General features: G+C 71.3%; 19 protein-coding genes. 13 read left to right on the forward strand and 6 right to left on the reverse strand.

Features of this window, described 5'->3' with window-relative positions:
* Positions 1-39: 39 nt before the first annotated feature.
* Positions 40-969 (reverse strand): RNA polymerase sigma factor SigF, encoded by a 930-nt coding sequence (locus RBJ77_RS05100; protein WP_372343859.1) that lies wholly within the window; start codon positions 967-969, stop codon positions 40-42.
* A 238-nt stretch (positions 970-1207) separates the two neighbouring features.
* On the opposite strand from RBJ77_RS05100, the gene RBJ77_RS05105 reads away from it, so the two are divergent.
* The 6 genes from RBJ77_RS05105 to RBJ77_RS05130 all read left to right on the forward strand — a co-directional run bounded on the left by RBJ77_RS05105 (position 1208) and on the right by RBJ77_RS05130 (position 6683).
* Positions 1208-1591, forward strand: coding sequence for an STAS domain-containing protein (locus RBJ77_RS05105; RefSeq protein ID WP_372343860.1), 384 nt, complete (start codon positions 1208-1210; stop codon positions 1589-1591).
* 265 nt (positions 1592-1856) lie between these two features.
* The gene (locus tag RBJ77_RS05110; RefSeq protein ID WP_255968507.1) at positions 1857-2348 is read left to right on the forward strand and encodes an ATP-binding protein; all 492 of its coding nucleotides are present in this window, start codon (positions 1857-1859) and stop codon (positions 2346-2348) included.
* Positions 2349-2515: 167 nt separating this feature from the next.
* Positions 2516-3235 (forward strand): LPXTG cell wall anchor domain-containing protein, encoded by a 720-nt coding sequence (locus tag RBJ77_RS05115; protein ID WP_372343861.1) that lies wholly within the window; start codon positions 2516-2518, stop codon positions 3233-3235.
* A 27-nt stretch (positions 3236-3262) separates the two neighbouring features.
* Positions 3263-4216, forward strand: coding sequence for a hypothetical protein (locus RBJ77_RS05120; RefSeq protein WP_372343862.1), 954 nt, complete (start codon positions 3263-3265; stop codon positions 4214-4216).
* Positions 4213-5343 (forward strand): hypothetical protein, encoded by a 1131-nt coding sequence (locus RBJ77_RS05125; protein WP_372343863.1) that lies wholly within the window; start codon positions 4213-4215, stop codon positions 5341-5343. Before RBJ77_RS05120 ends, RBJ77_RS05125 begins: the two co-directional genes overlap by 4 nt.
* 38 nt (positions 5344-5381) lie before the next feature.
* Positions 5382-6683: a hypothetical protein gene (locus RBJ77_RS05130; RefSeq protein ID WP_372343906.1), complete on the forward strand. Its 1302-nt coding sequence runs from the start codon at positions 5382-5384 to the stop codon at positions 6681-6683.
* 90 nt (positions 6684-6773) lie between these two features.
* On the opposite strand, the gene RBJ77_RS05135 is transcribed toward RBJ77_RS05130, so the two are convergent.
* A complete protein-coding gene (locus RBJ77_RS05135) occupies positions 6774-8273 on the reverse strand; it encodes a peptide MFS transporter (RefSeq protein WP_372343864.1) in 1500 nt (499 codons plus the stop codon).
* Between the two features lie 489 nt (positions 8274-8762).
* Here RBJ77_RS05135 and RBJ77_RS05140 point away from each other — a divergent pair, with 489 nt between their 5' ends.
* Entirely contained in the window at positions 8763-9440 is a 678-nt protein-coding gene (locus RBJ77_RS05140) for a response regulator transcription factor (RefSeq protein ID WP_161302504.1), read from the forward strand.
* A 97-nt stretch (positions 9441-9537) separates the two neighbouring features.
* Positions 9538-10815, forward strand: a complete 1278-nt coding sequence (locus RBJ77_RS05145; protein ID WP_372343865.1) for an ATP-binding protein — start codon at positions 9538-9540, stop codon at positions 10813-10815.
* Positions 10816-10826: 11 nt separating this feature from the next.
* Here RBJ77_RS05145 and RBJ77_RS05150 read toward each other — a convergent pair whose 3' ends face one another.
* Positions 10827-11366 carry a GtrA family protein gene (locus RBJ77_RS05150; RefSeq protein ID WP_372343866.1) on the reverse strand — a complete coding sequence of 180 codons (540 nt, stop codon included), beginning with the start codon at positions 11364-11366 and terminating at the stop codon, positions 10827-10829.
* A gap of 110 nt (positions 11367-11476) precedes the next feature.
* Between RBJ77_RS05150 and RBJ77_RS05155 the strand changes: the two genes are divergently transcribed.
* The 4 genes from RBJ77_RS05155 (at position 11477) to RBJ77_RS05170 (ending at position 15742) form a co-directional block, all read left to right on the forward strand.
* The gene (locus tag RBJ77_RS05155; protein ID WP_372343867.1) at positions 11477-12679 is read left to right on the forward strand and encodes a 5-(carboxyamino)imidazole ribonucleotide synthase; all 1203 of its coding nucleotides are present in this window, start codon (positions 11477-11479) and stop codon (positions 12677-12679) included.
* Positions 12676-13206 carry a 5-(carboxyamino)imidazole ribonucleotide mutase gene (gene purE / locus RBJ77_RS05160; RefSeq protein WP_372343868.1) on the forward strand — a complete coding sequence of 177 codons (531 nt, stop codon included), beginning with the start codon at positions 12676-12678 and terminating at the stop codon, positions 13204-13206. Before RBJ77_RS05155 ends, purE begins: the two co-directional genes overlap by 4 nt.
* Positions 13207-13211: 5 nt before the next feature.
* Complete coding sequence (locus RBJ77_RS05165) at positions 13212-14399, forward strand: dipeptidase (protein WP_372343869.1); 1188 nt, start codon at positions 13212-13214, stop codon at positions 14397-14399.
* 203 nt (positions 14400-14602) lie between these two features.
* Positions 14603-15742, forward strand: coding sequence for a dipeptidase (locus tag RBJ77_RS05170; RefSeq protein ID WP_372343870.1), 1140 nt, complete (start codon positions 14603-14605; stop codon positions 15740-15742).
* Here RBJ77_RS05170 and RBJ77_RS05175 read toward each other — a convergent pair.
* Positions 15739-16125 carry a VOC family protein gene (locus RBJ77_RS05175; protein ID WP_372343871.1) on the reverse strand — a complete coding sequence of 129 codons (387 nt, stop codon included), beginning with the start codon at positions 16123-16125 and terminating at the stop codon, positions 15739-15741. The genes RBJ77_RS05170 and RBJ77_RS05175 overlap by 4 nt on opposite strands.
* A 26-nt stretch (positions 16126-16151) precedes the next feature.
* The gene (locus RBJ77_RS05180; RefSeq protein WP_372343872.1) at positions 16152-16514 is read right to left on the reverse strand and encodes a VOC family protein; all 363 of its coding nucleotides are present in this window, start codon (positions 16512-16514) and stop codon (positions 16152-16154) included.
* A 115-nt stretch (positions 16515-16629) separates the two neighbouring features.
* On the opposite strand from RBJ77_RS05180, the gene RBJ77_RS05185 reads away from it, so the two are divergent.
* The gene (locus RBJ77_RS05185) at positions 16630-17133 is read left to right on the forward strand and encodes a CGNR zinc finger domain-containing protein (protein WP_372343873.1); all 504 of its coding nucleotides are present in this window, start codon (positions 16630-16632) and stop codon (positions 17131-17133) included.
* A 255-nt stretch (positions 17134-17388) separates the two neighbouring features.
* On the opposite strand, the gene RBJ77_RS05190 is transcribed toward RBJ77_RS05185, so the two are convergent.
* Positions 17389-18714: a UDP-glucose/GDP-mannose dehydrogenase family protein gene (locus RBJ77_RS05190; RefSeq protein ID WP_255968535.1), complete on the reverse strand. Its 1326-nt coding sequence runs from the start codon at positions 18712-18714 to the stop codon at positions 17389-17391.
* Positions 18715-18810 lie beyond the last annotated feature (96 nt).

An 18810-nucleotide genomic window follows, 5' to 3' on the forward strand; every position in this document is an offset into this window, starting at 1 on the left:
CCGTGCGTGCTGGGAACGGTAAGGGGCCGAGGGGCGGGCTCACTCCTCCACCGTCAGCCCCTTGCGCAGACGCACCAGCGTGCGCGACAACAGCCGCGACACGTGCATCTGCGAGATTCCCAGCTCGTCGCCGATCTCGGACTGGGTCATGCCCGCGACGAAGCGCAACGACAGGATCTTGCGGTCCCGCGGCGGCAGTTCGGCGATCAGCGGCTTCAGCGACTCGACGTACTCGATGCCTTCGAGGCCGTGGTCCTCGTAGCCGATGCGGTCCGCGAGCGCGCCCTCGGAGTCGTCCTCCTCGGGCTGGGCGTCGAGGGAGCTGGCGGTGTAGGCGTTGGACGCCGCCATGCCCTCCACGACCTCCTCGTTCGAGATGCCCAGGCGTTCGGCGAGCTCGCCCACCGTGGGGGCGCGGTCGAGCTGCTGGGCGAGTTCGTCGCCCGCCTTGGCGAGGTCGAGGCGGAGTTCCTGAAGGCGCCGGGGTACGCGCACCGACCAGGAGGTGTCACGGAAGAAGCGCTTGATCTCGCCGACGATGGTCGGCATCGCGAACGTCGGGAACTCGACGCCCCGGCTCAGTTCGAACCGGTCGATCGCCTTGATCAGGCCGATGGTGCCGACCTGGATGATGTCCTCCATCGGCTCGCTGCGGGAGCGGAACCGGGACGCGGCGAACTTCACCAGGGCGAGGTTGAGTTCGACCAGCGTGTTGCGGACGTAGGAATACTCGTGCGTGCCTTCCTCGAGCGATTCGAGGCGCTCGAAGAGGGTCTTGGAGAGAGCTCGTGCGTCGAGCGGTCCCACCTCGTCGAACGGGGGGATCTCCGGCAGGCCCTCAAGTCCTTCGAGGGTGTCGGACGCGGGCTGCTCGACCTCCGTGTGGGGGGATCGGGGTTCCGGGGGGAGTGTCGACGTCGCCTGGTCAGTACGCGATTCGTCGAGCCGGGGTGACATGATGTCCTCCATCGTTCTCGGCATATGGCTGCCGATGCCAATACGTGCACTGCGGTGTGCGGCGCCTCCAAAGCCGGCCGTGTCGATTTCTGTCCTTACTAGGCCTACCCGCTTTCCTCACCGGGCCGCAAGTGCGCTCTGTGCTGAAATGTCCGATTCCTAGGGGTTGTTCGGGTACCGGGGGGCGTACAGAAGGCGTAGTGTTCGAGGGCGTCAACCGGCACGTCGAAGGCAGCGAGAGAGAGACGTCATGGACCGCGGGACAGTCGGCAGCGCGGCTCGGGGCCGGCTTCTGGTCGAGGTGCGACAAGAGGGCTCGAGTGCCGTCGTGACCCCGGCGGGTGAGTTGGATCACCACACCGCCGATCTGCTGCGCGACCCCCTCGAGCAATGCCTCGATGAGGGGCTGTCACGGCTGGTCATCGACTGTTCGCGCCTCGAATTCTGCGACTCGACGGGGCTGAACGTGCTCCTCGGGGCCCGCCTCAAGGCCGAGGCGGCGGGGGGCGGTGTCCATCTGGCCGGGATGCTGCCGGTGGTGGCCCGAGTCTTCGAGATCACCGGCGCGGAGGCCGTTTTTTCGGTGCATGAATCCCTGGAGGCGGCCCTGGCGGCCGAAGCGTCGGGCGACTGACCGGATCCGCCCGATCGCGGACAGTGGCGACCAGCAGAAGTTACGCTCCAGTTGTCTTCGCGTGATCGCCGCGTTACCAGCGTCACAAGGTCTGACCCGAACAAGTGGGTGTTCCCGGCGTCCGCCCGGGCAGGAGACACCCCGAGCAAGGCCCAGGACCCGACGACGAGCGACACTCGAAGACAGCAGGACCCAGACCCCCGCCCGCGAACCCTGAACCCTGAATCCTGAAGCTGAATTGGTGAATCGGTGAGGTGAAGTGCTGATGAGCACCACCCGGCCTTACTCGCCGGGCGACCACGGCCCCGAGCCCGGCGACGTGCCGGCCGCCGGGGACCGCCAGGTCCGCAGGCTGAGCCTCCATGGCGCGAGCGGAATCGTGCCGCTCGCCCGCGACTTCACCCGGGACGCGTTGCACGCCTGGGGCTGGCTGCCCGCCGCGAGCGCGGACCGGCGTGCCGCCGCGGAGGACGTGCTGCTGGTCGTCTCCGAACTGGTCACCAACGCGTGCCTGCACGCCGAGGGCCCGGACGAACTGGCGCTCTTCTTCGGCGACTCGTCGGCCCACAAGGTGCTGCGCATCGAGGTCACGGACCGCGGCGCCGGCCAGCCCGCCCCGCGCACCCCGCACCGTGCGGGCCGCCCCGGCGGCCACGGCATGTTCATCGTCCAACGCCTCTGTCTGGACTGGGGGGTCGTGCGCACCCCCGGAGTGACGGGCAAGACCGTGTGGGCCGAGGTGGGCGCCCCCGCCTGACCCGCCCGTACGGGGCTCCGTCCCTGGTGCCCGGCACTGTCGAGAGCACGCCGGATCGTCTTCGATCCGGCGTGCTCTTTGTCTTCCCTCGGCAAGGTCCCGGGCGTACCTTGAGCCACCCGCATCTGATGAACCGTCAGTAACCGTCGGTCTGAAGGGATCTCGAGGTGTCGTACCGGACGTACCCGAAACGAACCGCCGCGTTCGCGCTCAGCGCGGCCTTGGCAGGCTCGGCGGTGCTGATGGCCGCCCCCGCAGCCGAGGCGACGGTCCAGGACGTGAACTACCAGTGCAAGACGCCGATCGGGAACAAGGGCGCCGTCTCCCCGATCGACATGAAGAGCGTCAAGAGCGGCAGCGGCTACAAGATCACCATGTCCTTCCAGAAGGGCGTCTCCTCCAGCCCCGTCGAGCTCGGCAAGGGCGCGATGAAGCCCAGCGCCGTCATCAAGCTCGGCGGCGCCGACAGCGGCTCGGTCCCGGTCTCGGGCCCGCCGAACTCCGAGGCGATCCCCGCCAACACGCCCATCAAGATCAGTGACCTGTCGGGCACGTACACGCCGAAGAAGAGCGGCAAGGTCACCTTCACGGCCGGTGTCCTCACCATCAAGGCGCTCGGCACGACGACCACCTGCACCCCGGCCAACAACCCGAAGCCGTCCCTGGAACTGGACGTGAAGGCGGCGGGCGGCGCCGGCGGCGGTGGCGGCTCGACGGGCTCCGGCTCGTCCGGCTCCTCCCAGTCGGCCCCGTCCGGCGGCGACTCCCTCCCGCAGACGGGTCCCGAGGACTCGGCGATCGCGCTGGGGACGCTGGGCGGGACGGTGCTGCTGGTCGGGGCGGCGGGCGCACTGTGGCTGACCCGCAGGAACCAGTCGGCGCGCTAGATGGCGCTCCGCAGGGGGCGCGGGCCTGTGCCGAGGGGTGGCTCCGCCACGTGGCGCGGGCAACCCCGCACGCCCCGCGCCCGCACCCGGATCCGCGGCTCCCGCGCCGCCTCGGCACTCCTGGGTGCCGCCCTCCTGACGTGGGGCGGCACCCCGGCACAAGCGGCCCCGCCGGCCTGGACGATCGCCCCCTCCGCGGGCGGCGGGTCCCGGCCCGCCGCGTCGGACGGCCGTCCGTACATCTACGCGGAGGGCGCCCCCGGCACCGTCCTGGAGGACAAGGTGGCCGTCACGAACCCGACCACCCGACCGATCAGAATCAGCCTCCGCGGCGCCGACGCGGACAACCTCAGCGACGGCTCCCTGGACGTCCGCGAGAAGGCGAAGGACACCGGAGCCTGGATCACGTTCGCCGAGCGGACGGTGCGGGTCCCGGCCCGCACCCGCGCCGAGGTCCCGTTCACGGTGACCGTGCCGCCCGGCGCGACACCGGGCGACCACCCGGGCGCGGTCGTGGCGAGCGCGGCCGGGCGGGACGCCGGGGTCAGCGTCCACCTGCGGATCAGCGGCCCCACGCTCTCCGCGCTCACGGTCGAGCACGTACGGGTGGAGCACGGCGACTCCATCGCGTACGACGTGGTGAACCGCGGCAACACGACGCTCACGCCCCGCCTCGCGGTCCGGGCCGACGGCGTCTTCGGCACCGTCCTGCGCAAGAGCCCCCGCACCCTCCCCGTCGACCTGCTCCCCGGGCGCCGGGTCACCCTCACCGAGCCCTGGCGGGACGCCCCCGCGCTCGACGCGGTCGACGTGAAGGTGACGGTCACGGCGGGCGGCGGCGCGGCGGACTCGGCGACGGCCACCGCCCGGTTCGTGCCGTGGGGCGCGGTCGGCGGCGCCCTGGCCGTGCTCGCCGGCGCGGCCTGCGCCGCCTTCTGGTACGTCCGCCGCCGACCCGGGAACCGAAGGAGTACGCCATGAATCGCCGCAGCGCCCGCGCCCCGCGGCTGCTGACCGTCCTGGCTCTGGCGGCCGCGCTCCTCGCGGGCACCGCCCCCTGGGCAGGTCCGGCCGCGGCCGCCGGCAAACCCACCGTCACCCTCTCCAAGTCCCAGGCGGGAACGGGCGGTTCGATCACCGTCAAGGGCGCGGACTGGCGTCCGAACGCCCTGCTGATGATGCTGATCTGCGGCCAGTCGAGCCCCGCGCGCGGCGTGATCGGCGGCACCAACTCCTGCGCGAACGCCGACGGCCTCGCCGTCACCACCGGCGCGGACGGGACGTTCAGCAAGAAGCTCGCCGTCGCCGAACCGCCCAAGGCGTGCCCCTGCGTCGTCCACGTCGCGACGGTGACCGGGGAGAAGGCGCAGGTCGACGCCGAGTTCAAGGTGGCGGGCCACCCCGTGAAGCCGCTCCCGCGGTCCTCCGGCGACGGACAGCTGTCCATGGTCACCGACACCCGCCTCGACGGCTCCAGTGGCCTGCTGACCTGGTTCGGCGCCCCGCCGTCGCGCACCTTCACCTTCACCGTGGGCAACGTCGGCTCGGCCCCCGTCAAGAACCCCGTCTTCCAGGTCGGCACCTCCCACGGCGTGTTCGCGCCGCAGTGGGAGGAACAGCAGTGGCGCGGCACGATCGGTCCGGGCCGCAAGGCGCGGATCGAGCTGCCGGTCGAACTGACGGCGGGCGCCCACGGCAGCTACCTGGTGTCGCTGAAGTACGGCGGCAAGGTCCTGGCCGAACAGCCCTGGGGCGTCGGCCGTCCCTGGGGCGTCACCCTCTTCTGGATCCTGCTGTGCGTCGTCGTGCCGGCCGCCGTCTTCCGGATCGGCATGGCGGTCGTGGACCGCCTGCGCCCGCGCGACCGGCACGCGCCGGGCCGCCACCGCGGCTCCCAGCGCCTGGCCGAACTCACCGTACGGATGCCGAGGCTGAAGCTCCCGCAGCAGGAGCCGAAACCCGCCGGGCCGCCCGCGAACGGCACCGGCCCCGCGTCCGACACCACGACCACCCTGCCCTGGTTCACCCCGGACACCGATCCGGGGCTGCCCGCGGCCGGTCAGCTCTCCGCACCGCCCGACAGTCCGACGACGAAAGGAAACACGTGAGCACGCAACGGAGAGTGAGCGCGGCCGGCGTCGCCCTGATGCTCGGCGGGGCGGGACTGCTCCTCGTCGCATCCCCCGCGCAGGCCGCCGAAGTCTCGTACCGGACCGAGTGCGTCCCCCCGGCGATCTCCAACCTGCCGCCCGTCGAGGGCACGACGAAGGTGGAGATCACGGCGCCGGCGGAGGCGAAGGTCGGCGACGAGGTGGAGATCACCTGGAAGTTCGTCCAGGCCGCCTCCAAGAACCCGGACGTCCTCGACCTCGACGCGAACACCGTGCAGCCCACCGGCACCCTCAAGGCGGCCGGCGCGCAGACCGGGGACATCGCGATGTCCGGCCCGCGGGAGAACCCGAAGATCCCCAAGAACAGCCCGATGCAGCTGTCCACGATGAAGGGGAAGGTGAAGCTGACGACGGCCGGGGACGTGACCCTGACGCCGGACAAGTACAACATCAACGTCAGCAAGCCGATCTCGACGGACACCAAGTGCACGCCCAAGGAGACCGTGAAGCCCGGCGCGACCATCAAGGTCTCGGGCGGCGGTTCGGGCAGCGGCGGCGCCATCGGCGGCCTGCCGACGACCGCGCCCACCGGTCTGCCCACGGGCCTGCCGACGGCCCTGCCCACCGGCGGCGCGACGGGCGGCAACGCGGGCGGCAGCGACTCCGGCGGTACCGGCAGCGGTGGCGGCGGTGGCGGCCAGAGCGACTTCAAGGGCAAGGAAGTCAGCATTCCCTACGCCTGCAAGACCCCCATCGGCGACAAGAACGCCACGTCCCCGGTGCAGATCGACGCGAAGAAGGACGGCGGGAACTACGCGCTCACCGTCCAGTTCAAGAAATCCGTCATGGACAGCCCCGCCGACATCCCGGCCGACTCGGTCAAGCCGTCGATGGAGGTGAAGCTGGGCGGCGCCGACAAGGGCACGGTCCACGTCGAGGGCCCGACCAACAAGGAGCCCATCAAGTCCGGCGACCCGATGACCATCCCCGACCTGACGGGCACCTACAAGCCGGGCGCCGACGGCAAGTCGACGCTCTCGCCGGGCGTCCTGACGGTGAAGGCCCTCGGCACGACGACCACCTGCACACCGACCAGGACGGAGGTCTCCCTGGAGATCGACACGACGGCCGTCGAGGGCGGCGCCTCGGGCTCGGGCTCCGGTTCGGCCGGCGGCTCCGCGGGCGGCTCGGACTCCACGAGCGGCGGCCTCGCCGAGACGGGCGCCTCGAACGACGGCGCCCTGCGCGCGCTGGGCCTGGTGGCCGGCACGGTGATCCTGCTGGGCGGAGCGGTCTTCACGTTCCTGCCGAAGGCGCGGCGGGTCGTCAGGCGGTAGGTCCCGCACGCGGGAAGGCCGACGGGCCGAACGGCGAAGGGGCCCCGCGACACCTGACGGTGTCGCGGGGCCCCTGTCACGCGGAGCGGGTCAGTGCACGCCACTCATGAGCGGCTTGACCTTGCGGCGGAACATGAAGACCGCGACGCCGGCGAGGACGGCGATCAGGCCCTGCGAGGCGAACCAGTACTCGGAGTCGGTCGGCGCGCCGATCAGCTGGAGCAGGGCGATGACCGAGTCACCGGCGGTGACGGCCAGGAACCAGACACCCATCATCTGCGAGCCGTACTTCTCCGGCGCCAGCTTCGTGGTGAGGGAGAGGCCGACCGGGGAGAGGGTGAGCTCACCGATGGTCTGGATCAGGTAGACCGCGCACAGCCACAGCGGGGTCACCTTGGCGTCGCCGGAGGCCGCGGCCTGGGCGAGCATCATCACGAAGAAGGACAGGCCGATCAGGAAGACGCCGTTGGCGAACTTGGTGATGGAGCTGGGCTCCTTGCCGCGCCGGTTGAGGGCGAGCCACAGCCAGGCGAAGACCGGCGCGAACGCCATGACGTACAGCGAGTTCAGGGACTGGAACCAGCTGGACGGGAAGTCGAAGCCGAAGAGCGTGTTGGCCGTGTTGTCGTTGGCGAACAGGTTCAGCGTGGAACCGGACTGGTCGAAGATGCCCCAGAACATGGCGGCGACGACGAAGAACCAGATGTACGCGGAGACCCGGGACTGCTCGGTGTCGGACAGGTCGCGGTCACGCTTCATCTTGACCAGGTACCAGACCGGCAGGACCAGCCCGAGGACGGTCAGCGGCCACAGCACCCAGTTCACGGTGAACCAGCTGCCGACCAGGACGATCCCGTAGAAGACGACGGCCAGGGCGGCCCAGAAGGCGGCCTTCTTCCAGAGCGCGGCCTTCTCGGCGCCGCTCATCGGCGACGGCGTCACGCTGGACTCCGGCGACAGGTGGCGGAAGCCGAAGAGGAAGAACATCAGGCCGATCGCCATGCCGACACCGGCCATGGCGAAGCCGAGGTGCCAGTCGACCTTCTGGCCGACGGTGCCGATGGCCAGCGGCGCGAAGAAGGCGCCGACGTTGATCGCGATGTAGAAGATCGAGAAGCCACCGTCACGGCGCGGGTCGTTCTTGTCCGGGTACAGGTGGCCGACCATCGTCGAGATGTTGGCCTTCAGCAGACCCGAACCGGCGGCGATGAAGCCGAGGCCGAGGTAGAACGTGCCGGACCACGGCAGAGCCAGTGTGAAGTGGCCCACCATGATGATCGCGGCGCCGACCGCGGTGGTCTTGCGCGGACCCCAGACGCGGTCACCGAGCCAGCCGCCCGGGAGGGCGAGCAGGTACACCAGGGCGTTGTAGACGGAGTAGATCGCGGTCGCCGTGGCGACGTTGAGACCGAGACCGCCGTCGACCACGGCGGCCGACAGGTAGAGCACGAGCAGCGCGCGCATGCCGTAGAAGCTGAAGCGCTCCCACATCTCCGTCAGAAACAGGAAGGCCAGGCCGCTGGGGTGGCCGAGGAAGGTCCTCTCACCGGCCGGAGGCACGGTGGAAGCCTTCGTCATGGTGGACGCCATGGTGGTTCCTTGCTAGCTCGGGACGCCGCCGCTTCCTTTGTGGGGGTAAAGCGTGCGCCCGGTGGGGGTCGGCCGGCACCGGAGTCCTGCCGTCCTCCCCACGCCCGCGGGGAGTTGGTACGGCGGACCCGGGATCCACGCCCCGGCGCGCTTCGTTACGCGCGGGGCCCGGCCGCAGGTCATTGCTTCGGTGCTGACGTTCGTCAGCCACACACAAAAGGGACTTTCGGTGGCAATACGCTCCGAAAGTCCCCCAGTAGTGCATCAGGCGTTGGGTCACCTTACGACACGACAGTGCGGCATATGGAAGGACTTGAGAGATGGATCACAGGTGACCATGGAACCAACTCGCTGATTCGAAGGCGCTTTCCAGGTTCGCATCCCACAGGTGGAGGACGCGAACGCGGAGGTGGGGGTTCCGTTCCGTCCGGCGGCCCGCTGTTGCCGATCACCCCACGACCGTCGTCCGGCGCGGACTACCATCACTCCATGACCCGTGTACTGCTCGCCGAGGACGACGCGTCCATCTCGGAGCCGCTGGCCCGCGCCCTGCGCAGGGAGGGTTACGAGGTCGAGGTCCGCGAGGACGGACCCACCGCCCTCGACGCCGGACTGCAGGGAAGCATCGACCTCGTCGTACTCGACCTGGGCCTGCCAGGGATGGACGGCCTGGAGGTGGCCCGCCGGCTGCGCGCCGAGGGGCACACGGTGCCGATCCTCATCCTCACCGCGCGCGCCGACGAGGTCGACACGGTCGTCGGCCTGGACGCCGGTGCCGACGACTACGTCACCAAGCCGTTCCGCCTCGCCGAGCTGCTCGCCCGGGTCCGGGCCCTGCTGCGGCGCGGCTCCGCCGAGCCCAAGGAGGCCCCGGCCACCCACGGCGTGCGGATCGACGTCGAGTCGCACCGCGCCTGGATGGGCGACGAGGAGCTCCAGCTCACCGCGAAGGAGTTCGACCTGCTGCGAGTGCTCGTGCGCGACGCGGGCCGGGTCGTGACGCGCGACCAGCTGATGCGCGAGGTGTGGGACACCACCTGGTGGTCGTCCACCAAGACGCTCGACATGCACATCTCGTGGCTGCGCAAGAAGCTCGGCGACGACGCGGCGAACCCCCGGTACATCGCGACCGTGCGCGGCGTCGGCTTCCGCTTCGAGAAGAGCTGACCGATCGAGCCCGTGCGGCGATTGAGCAGCGGGGACCGGGGCGGAGCCCCGGGACCGTAACCCCGCTGCGGCGCACCGATCCGGGACACTGAGAGTCATGCGCCGCCGACTCATCAATTCCACCCTGGCCGTCGTCCTGGTCGTGATCGCCGTGTTCGGGGTCTCCCTCGTCATCGTGGAGACCCGCACCATCACGAACAGCGCCCAGGAGCGCGTGGAGTCCGAGGCCGTCCGCCTCGCCTCGATCGTGGACAGCCGCCTCCTCAGCGAGGAACAGGTCACCGGCGACATCCTCCGGGACCAGGTGGCGGGCGACCGGTACGCGGTGATCCGGATGCCGGGCCGCGCCCCCATCCACATCGGCGCCAAGCCCGAGGGCGACGTCATCCGGTACACCGCGCCGGGGGAGCAGGGCGAGAAGGTCACCGTCGAGGAGCCCCGCTCGGCCGTGACCCGCGAGGTCGGCCGGACGTTCCTGCTCATCGCCGGGGTGGCGCTGCTCGCCATCGTCGCCGCCGTCCTGCTCGCCGTACGCCAGGCCAACCGGCTCGCCTCCCCGCTCACGGACCTGGCGTCCACCGCGGAGCGCCTCGGCTCGGGCGACCCGCGGCCGCGGCACAAGCGGTACGGGGTGCCCGAGCTGGACCGGGTCGCCGACGTCCTCGACGGGTCGGCCGAGCGGATCGCCCGGATGCTGACGGCCGAGCGGCGGCTCGCGGCCGACGCCTCGCACCAGCTGCGCACGCCCCTCACGGCGCTCTCCATGCGGCTGGAGGAGATCACCATGACCGACGACCTGGACGAGGTGAAGGAGGAGGCGACCATCGCCCTCGCGCAGGTCGAGCGGCTGACCGACGTCGTGGAGCGGCTGCTCACCAACTCCCGTGACCCGCGCACCGGTTCGGCCGTCACCTTCGACCTGGACGAGGTGATCAAGCAGCAGCTGGAGGAGTGGCGGCCGGCCTACCGCAGCGCCGGGCGGGCCATCGTCTCCTCCGGGAAGCGGCACCTCACGGCGGTCGGCACGCCGGGCGCGGTCGCCCAGGTGCTCGCGGCGCTCATCGAGAACTCGCTCATGCACGGCGGCGGCACGGTCGCCCTGCGCACCCGTGTCACCGGCAACCAGGCCGTCATCGAGGTCACGGACGAGGGCCCGGGCGTCCCCTCGGAACTGGGCTCGCGGATCTTCGAGCGCACCATCAGCGGCCGGAACTCGACGGGCATCGGCCTCGCCGTCGCCCGGGATCTCGCCGAGGCCGACGGAGGACGACTGGAAATGCTCCAGGCGAGCCCGCCCGTCTTCGGTCTGTTCCTGTCCCGTACGCCGATGAAGAAGCAGTCGGACGACGACCCGGAGCTGCCGACGATCAGGTAGCGGTCACGCGGTCACTTCACGCGGTGGACCGGGGGCGCGGCGGCCGGCCGGCCCTCAAGGAACGATTCCGCACTGGCGACGGCCTCCCGCGCGGGCAGCGCCTTGAACACCCACGTCCGGTACGACCAGAAGCGGAACAGGGTCGCGAGGCCCATGCCGAGGAACTTGAAGAAGTTGCTCTGCAGCGAGCTGTCCCAGCCGAAGCCGTACGTCGCCGCGTACAGGACGCCGTTCTCGATCACCAGGCCGACCACGCTGAACAGCAGGAACAGCGTGAGTTCCTTCGCGCGGCCGGTCTTGTCGCGGTCGCGGTAGGTGAAGTAGCGGAACCCCACGTAGTTGAAGGCGATGGCGACGACCGTGGCGATCACGCTGGCGCGCACGACCTGCAGGTCGGTGCCGTGCCGCATGAGGTTGAACACGCCGAAGTTCACGAGCACGCCCAGCGCTCCGACGACTCCGAACTTGGCGATCTCCCGGGCGAGCGCGTCGAAGCGCTGCCGCAAAGCGCCCAGGCCGGAGCCGGTCTGTCGGCTGGTCGTCCCTGTCATGATCTCGCCTCGGCCCCCGTTTGTCCCCGTGGTGTGGTCGTGCGGCTCCCGTGAGAACCGACCCAGCCATGCTAACCACGGGGCCTCTCCGTCGCCTGTGGACGGCGCACATGGAGGTTCGTACAAGGAGAGGGTCGTACGGGTACCGGTCATATGGCCGATACCCTGAGGGTGTGACGTTCCCCGTAGTCGGCATGGTCGGCGGTGGCCAGCTCGCTCGTATGACACACGAGGCAGGCATCCCGCTCGGCATCAGGTTCAAGCTCCTCAGTGACACTCCTCAGGATTCCGCGGCGCAGGTCGTCGGTGATGTCGTCGTCGGCGACTACCGCGACCTGGACACGCTGCGCGAGTTCGCGCGCGGCTGTGACGTGATCACCTTCGATCACGAGCACGTGCCGACCGAGCACCTGCGGGCCCTGGAGGCGGACGGCATCCCCGTCCGCCCGGGACCCGACGCGCTGCTCTACGCCCAGGACAAGGGCGAGATGCGCGCGAAGCTCAGCTCGCTCGGCGTCCCGTGCCCGCGGCACCGCATCGTGCGCGACGTGGCGGACGTGGTCGCCTTCGCCGAGGAGGGCGACGGCTTCCCCGTCATCCTCAAGACGGTGCGCGGCGGCTACGACGGCAAGGGCGTGTGGTTCGTGCGCTCCGAGGCCGACGCCGCCGAGCCGTTCAAGGCGGGCGTGGCGGTCCTGGCGGAGGAGAAGGTCGATTTCGTCCGGGAGCTGGCGGCCAACGTGGTCCGCTCCCCGCACGGCCAGGCGGTCGCGTACCCCGTCGTCGAGTCCCAGCAGGTCGACGGCGTCTGCGACACGGTGATCGCCCCGGCCCCCGACCTCGACGAACAGCTCGCGGGCGAGGCCCAGGAGCTGGCGCTGCGCGTCGCCAAGGAACTCGGCGTCGTCGGCCACCTCGCGGTCGAACTCTTCGAGACCCGCGACGGGCGGATTCTGGTCAACGAACTGGCGATGCGCCCGCACAACTCCGGCCACTGGACGCAGGACGGGGCGGTCACGTCCCAGTTCGCGAACCACGTGCGCGCGGTCCTCGACCTCCCGCTGGGCGACCCGCGCCCGCGCGCCACGTGGACGGTCATGTGCAACGTCCTGGGCGGCGACTACCCGGACATGTACAGCGCGTACCTGCACTGCATGGCCCGCGACCCCCAGCTCAAGATCCACATGTACGGCAAGGACGTGAAGCCCGGCCGCAAGGTCGGTCACGTGAACACCTACGGCGACGATCTGGACGAGGTCCTCGACCGCGCCCGTCACGCAGCCGGATACCTGAGAGGCACGATCACCGAATGAGCCCTGTGATTGGCATTGTGATGGGGTCCGACTCCGACTGGCCCGTCATGGAGGGCGCCGCGAAGGCCCTCGACGAGTTCGAGATCCCCTACGAGGTGGACGTCGTCTCCGCGCACCGGATGCCGCGCGAGATGATCACCTACGGCGAGCAGGCCGCCGAGCGCGGGCTCAAGGCGATCATCGCGGGTGCGGGCGGCGCCGCCCACCTGCCCGGCATGCTCGCCTCGGTGACGCCGCTGCCGGTGATCGGCGTGCCGGTGCCGCTGAAGTACCTGGACGGCATGGACTCGCTGCTGTCGATCGTGCAGATGCCGGCCGGCGTCCCGGTCGCCACGGTGTCGGTCGGCGGCGCGCGCAACGCGGGCCTGCTCGCGGCCCGCATCCTCGCCGCCCACGACGAGGACCTCCTCGTCCGCATGCGGGAGTTCCAGCAGGACCTGAACGACCAGGCCACCGAGAAGGGCAAGCGCCTGCGCACCAAGGTCGAGGGCGCCGGCTCGGGCTTCGGCTTCGGCTCGGGGAAGTGAGCGGCGTGCCGGACTCCCTGGAGCAGGCTCGCGCGATCCTCGCCGAGTTCCCGGTCGTCGACGGGCACAACGACCTTCCGTGGGCGCTGCGCGAGCAGGTCACGTACGACATCGACGCCCGTGACATCGCCGCCGACCAGAGCGCCCACCTGCACACCGACCTCGCGCGGCTGCGGGCCGGCGGGGTCGGCGCGCAGTTCTGGTCCGTCTACGTGCGCACGGACCTGACGGGCGACGCGGCGGTCAGCGCCACGCTCGAACAGATCGACTGCGTCGACCAGTTGGTCGCCCGGTACGCCGGCGATCTGCGCGCCGCGACGACGGCGGCCGACATGGCGGCGGCGCGCGCCGAGGGCCGCATCGCGTCGCTGAAGGGCGCCGAGGGCGGCCACTCGATCAACAACTCCCTCGCCACGCTGCGGGCGCTGTACGCGCTGGGCGTGCGCTACATGACGCTCACCCACAACGACAACATCGCGTGGGCGGACTCGGCGACGGACGAGCCGGGCGTGGGCGGACTGTCGGCGTTCGGCCGCGAGGTCGTGCGCGAGATGAACCGCGAGGGCATGCTCGTCGACCTGTCGCACGTGGCGGCGACCACGATGCGCGCGGCGCTCGACGTGTCGACGGCGCCGGTGATCTTCTCGCACTCCTCGTCGCGGGCCGTGTGCGACCACCCGCGCAACATCCCGGACGACGTGCTGGAGCGGCTCCCCGCGAACGGGGGAGTGGCGATGGCGACCTTCGTGCCGAAGTTCGTCCTCCAGGCGGCGGTCGACTGGACGGCCGCGGCCGACGAGAACCTGCGCTCGCACGGCTTCCACCACCTCGACACGTCCCCGGAGGCGATGAAGCTGCACCGCGCCTTCGAGGAGGCGCGGCCCCGGCCCGTCGCGACGGCGTCCACGGTGGCGGACCACCTCGACCACATGCGCGAGGTCGCGGGCATCGACCACATCGGCATCGGCGGCGACTACGACGGCACGGCCTTCACGCCGGACGGCCTCGACGACGTCTCCGGCTACCCGAACCTGATCGCCGAACTGGTCGACCGGGGCTGGTCCCGGGACGACGTGGCGAAGCTGACGTGGCACAACGCGGTGCGGGTGCTCGGCGACGCGGAAGCGGTCGCCCGCGACATCCAGGGCAGCCGCGGTCCGTCGAACGCGACGCTGGCGCAGCTGGACGGCTGACCGGCTCGGACGGCCGGCCGGCACGGACGACGGCTTGAGGGGCGCCCCGCGGGGCGCCCCTCAGTCGTTCGCCCGGCGCCCGTTCCGGCGTCCCCCGATCGGCCCAGGGGTCCCCCGAACGGAGTCGCCCGCCGCGTGTCCCTCGTACACCCGTGCCACGGTGGTCCGAACGCTTGTCCCCACATTTTGGCCGGAGCAGTGCCATGGCAGACCTGCAGGATCAACTGAACGCCCCGACGGAAGCGGGCGAGCTCGACCGGCCCGCCTCGTTCGCCGAATACCCCGCACCCCCGTCGCCCCCGTCCCCGTCGTCCCCGTCGTCCTCGTCCCCAGCGTCCTCGCCATCGTCGTCGCCCTCGGCCACCGACACCCCCGAGCCGGCCGCCGCCCGTGACCTGCTGGCCCTGCACCCCGTCGCCGACGGCTACTGCGGCCTGCCCGGCGCCCTGCGCACCCTGCCCTACTACGACCTGGAACTGGGCGAGAGCTCCGTCGAGGCCGATCTGCCGCGGCTGCGGGCCGGCGGCACCGGGGCCCTGCTCTGGGCCGTCGACGTGTCCGCCGACCGGCCGGTCACCTCCGCGCTGGAGCAGATCGACCTCGTCAACCACGTCGTCGCCCGCTATCCGGAGGGCCTGCGGCTGGCCCGCTCCGCCTCCGAGACCGCGGACGCCCGCGCGCACGGCCGGATCGCCGTGCTCATCGGCCCGGCCCCGGGCGCCGCGGTGGGCGACTCCCTCGGCACGCTGCGCGCCCTGCACGGACTCGGGCTGCGCGCCCTCACCCTGAGCGGCACGTCATGGGCGCCCGACACCGGGCTGACCCCGTTCGGCGAGGAGGTCGTCCGGGAGATGAACCGGCTCGGCATGCTCGTCGACCTCACCGGCGCCTCCGAGGCGACGGCCACCCGCGCCCTCGCCGTGTCCAAGGCCCCGACGATGCTCACCCGCTCCGGCGCCCGCGCCCTGAACGGCCACCCGGACAACCTCTCCGACGAACTGCTCGCCGCGCTCGGCGCGAGCAAGGGCCTGTGCCTCGTGCCCTGCTCGGCGGCGCGCACCGGACCGGCCCTGCGCGACGTCGCCGACCACATCGACCACGTCCACCGGGTCGCGGGCCCGGAGTCCGTCGGGCTCTCCGGCATGTACGACACCGGGGACGCCCACCCCGAAGGGCTCACGAGCGTCACCGACTACCCGGCCCTCGTCGCCGAGCTCCTCGACCGGGGCTGGTCCGAGGCCGACCTGGCGCTGCTCACCTGGGGCAACGTCCAGCGGGTGCTGCGCGGCGCCGAGTTCACCGCCCGCGCCACCCGGCACCGCCGAGGGCCGGCCACCGCCTAGGCCGAGTCGGGCCGGATCAGGCAGAACGGGTGCCCCGCCGGATCGGCGTACACCCGGAAGTCCCGTGCCCCGCCCTCGTCCGCCAGGTCGAGGGCGGTGGCGCCCAGGGCGAGCACCTGCTCCTGCGCGGCCTCTATGTCGTCGACGTCGAGGTCGAGGTGGAGCTGCTGGGAGTCGTGGTCGGCGGCCGGCCAGTCCGGCGGCTTGTGCCCGGGCACGCGCTGGAACGACATCCGCCGCCCGTCCGGCACGTGCAGGTCGTACCAGTCGCCCTTGCCCTGGTAGTTGCGGATCTCGCCGCCGAGCACGGCCGCGTAGAACTCGGCGAGCGAGGCCGGGTCCGGGCAGTCGACGGCGACGGTGCAGATCCTCGCGAAAGCCATGGGTGACCACTCACCTCTCGGGGGTCTCAGCAGGCGCAGAGACAGAACGGGTGCCCAGCCGGGTCCGCGTAAACCCGCCAGCTCCGCTTGCGGTCGTCCGCGTCGAGGACCTTGGCGCCCAGCGCGACGACCTCCTTCTCGGCCACGTCCAGGTCCTCGACGGTCAGGTCGAGGTGGAACTGCTGCGAGGTGTCGGGCGCGGGCCAGGCCGGCGCCACGAACCCCGGCGCCTTCTGGAACGCCAGCGGCTGCCCGCCCGGCACGTCCAGGTCGACCCATTCGCCGTCGTCGCCCGTGACGGTGGCGCCGAGGACGGCCGCGTAGAAGTCCGCGAGCGCCCGCGGCTCGGGACAGTCGAGCACGACGACGCCGAGTTTCGCGATGGCCATGATCCCTCCAGGATCCAGAACGACGGCGTTACCTCTAGGCAACGCCAACGGGTAACAACGAACAGCGCCAGCATGGGTTACCGGAAGGACCCCCGCAAGAGGTAACGTCGCATCCATGACTGACCGCGCGCCCGCACCCGGTGGCCTGGCCCTGATCGAGGAGCTGGTGAACACGCTCCGGGACATCACCACGGGCGAGGACGCGCTGGACACGCCGGAGGGCCGGGCGGCCTTCGGCATCACGGCGGACGGGGCCGCGGAGGCCCGGGAACTGCGCGAGGCGCTGCGAGCGGCCTGCCTGGCCCACGCGGGCCATCCGCCGCACCGCGAGGTGACACCGCTCGGCGAGCTGCTGGCACAGGCGCCGCTACGGGTGGAGATCGACGCACGGGACGGTTCGGCGACCCTGGTGCCGCTGGACGGCTCCGCACTGGTGGCCCGGGTGGCGACGGCCATCGCCGAGGCCCGCACGGACGGCACCTGGCCCCGCCTCAAGGCCTGCGAGGCCCCTGACTGCCACTGGGCCTACTACGACCGCAGCCCCGCGGGAAAGGGCCGCTGGTGCGACATGAAAACCTGCGGCGCCAGAGCCAAAATGCGCCGCTACCGCTCCAAGTAGCGCCCCGTCAGGGGCGCGAGGAACGGCGCGAGAACCCCCACCAACCGGCCCCCGGCAACAAAAGCCCAACCAGGCAGATGAGGCCCCGCTCAGGGGCGCGAGGAACTGCGCGAGCAACCCCCACCAACCGGCCCCCGGCAACAAAGGCCCAACCAGGCAGATGAGGCCCCGCTCAGGGGCGCGGGGAACGGCGCGAGAAGCCCCACCGACCCGCACCCGGCAGCGCACGAGCAACCACGCGCACGACGCACCCCGCTACGCGGCAGGCCGCCCCATCGCGCGATACGTCCACCCGGCCTCCCGCCACAGCGAAGCGTCCAACGCATTGCGCCCGTCCAACACGACCCGCCCCGCCACGACACCCCCCAGCTCCGCAGGATCCAGCTCCCGGAACTCCCGCCACTCCGTCAGGTGCAGCACCACATCGGCCCCCCGCACCGCCTCGAGCGCCGACTCCGCGTACCCGAGCGTGGGGAAGAGACGACGGGCGTTGTCCATGCCCTTGGGGTCGTACACGGTCACCTGACCGCCCTGGAGGTGGATCTGCCCGGCCACGTTCAGCGCGGGCGAGTCCCGCACGTCGTCCGAGTCCGGCTTGAACGCCGCACCCAGCACAGCGACCCGCTTGCCCAGGAACGCCCCGCCCCCGAGCGCCTCGCGCGCCATCTCGACCATCGCCCCGCGCCGCCGCATGTTGATGGAGTCGATCTCGCGCAGGAACGTCAGCGCCTGGTCCGCACCGAGCTCACCGGCCCGCGCCATGAACGCCCGGATGTCCTTGGGCAGGCACCCGCCGCCGAACCCGATCCCGGCCCGCAGGAACTTGTGCCCGATCCGCTCGTCGTAGCCGATCGCCTCGGCGAGCTTCGCGACGTCGCCGCCGGCGGCCTCGCACACCTCGGCCATGGCGTTGATGAAGGAGATCTTCGTGGCGAGGAAGGAGTTCGCCGACGTCTTCACGAGCTCGGCCGTCGGGAAGTCCGTCACCACGAACGGCGTCCCCTCGCCGACCGGCGTCGCGTACACGTCCCGCAGCAGCTTCTCGGCCCGCTCGCTGCCCACGCCGACCACGATCCGGTCCGGGTGCAGCGTGTCGTTCACGGCGAAGCCCTCGCGCAGGAACTCCGGGTTCCACGCCAGCTCCGTGCCCTCGGGCAGCAGCCGGGCCAGCCGCTCGGCCGAGCCGACCGGCACGGTCGACTTGCCGACGACGAGCGCCCCCGGCTTCAGGTGCGGCGCGAGCGAGGCGAACGCGGCGTCCACGTACGACATGTCGCAGGCGTACTCGCCGTGCTTCTGCGGCGTGTTCACGCAGACGAAGTGCACGTCGCCGAAGTCCGCGACCTCCGCGAAGTCCATGGTGAAGCGCAGTCGCCCGCTCGACCCCTCGATCCCGGCGACGTGCTTGCGCAGCAGCTCCTCGAGACCGGGCTCGTACATCGGGACCTCGCCCCGCGTGAGCATCTCGATCTTCTCCGGCACGACGTCCAGACCGAGCACCTCGAAGCCGAGTTCGGCCATGGCGGCGGCGTGCGTGGCGCCGAGGTAGCCGGTGCCGATCACGGTGATCTTGAGGGCCATTGCGGTGCTCCGGAGGTCGGGGGGCTTGGACAGCGCTGACCGAGCATAGTCGGGCGTGCCGAGCGCGTGCCGGGGGCTCTCACCGGGCACGATTCC

Origin of the sequence: Streptomyces sp. KL116D (assembly GCF_030766975.1) — a bacterium.
GTDB lineage: Bacteria > Actinomycetota > Actinomycetes > Streptomycetales > Streptomycetaceae > Streptomyces > Streptomyces longispororuber_A.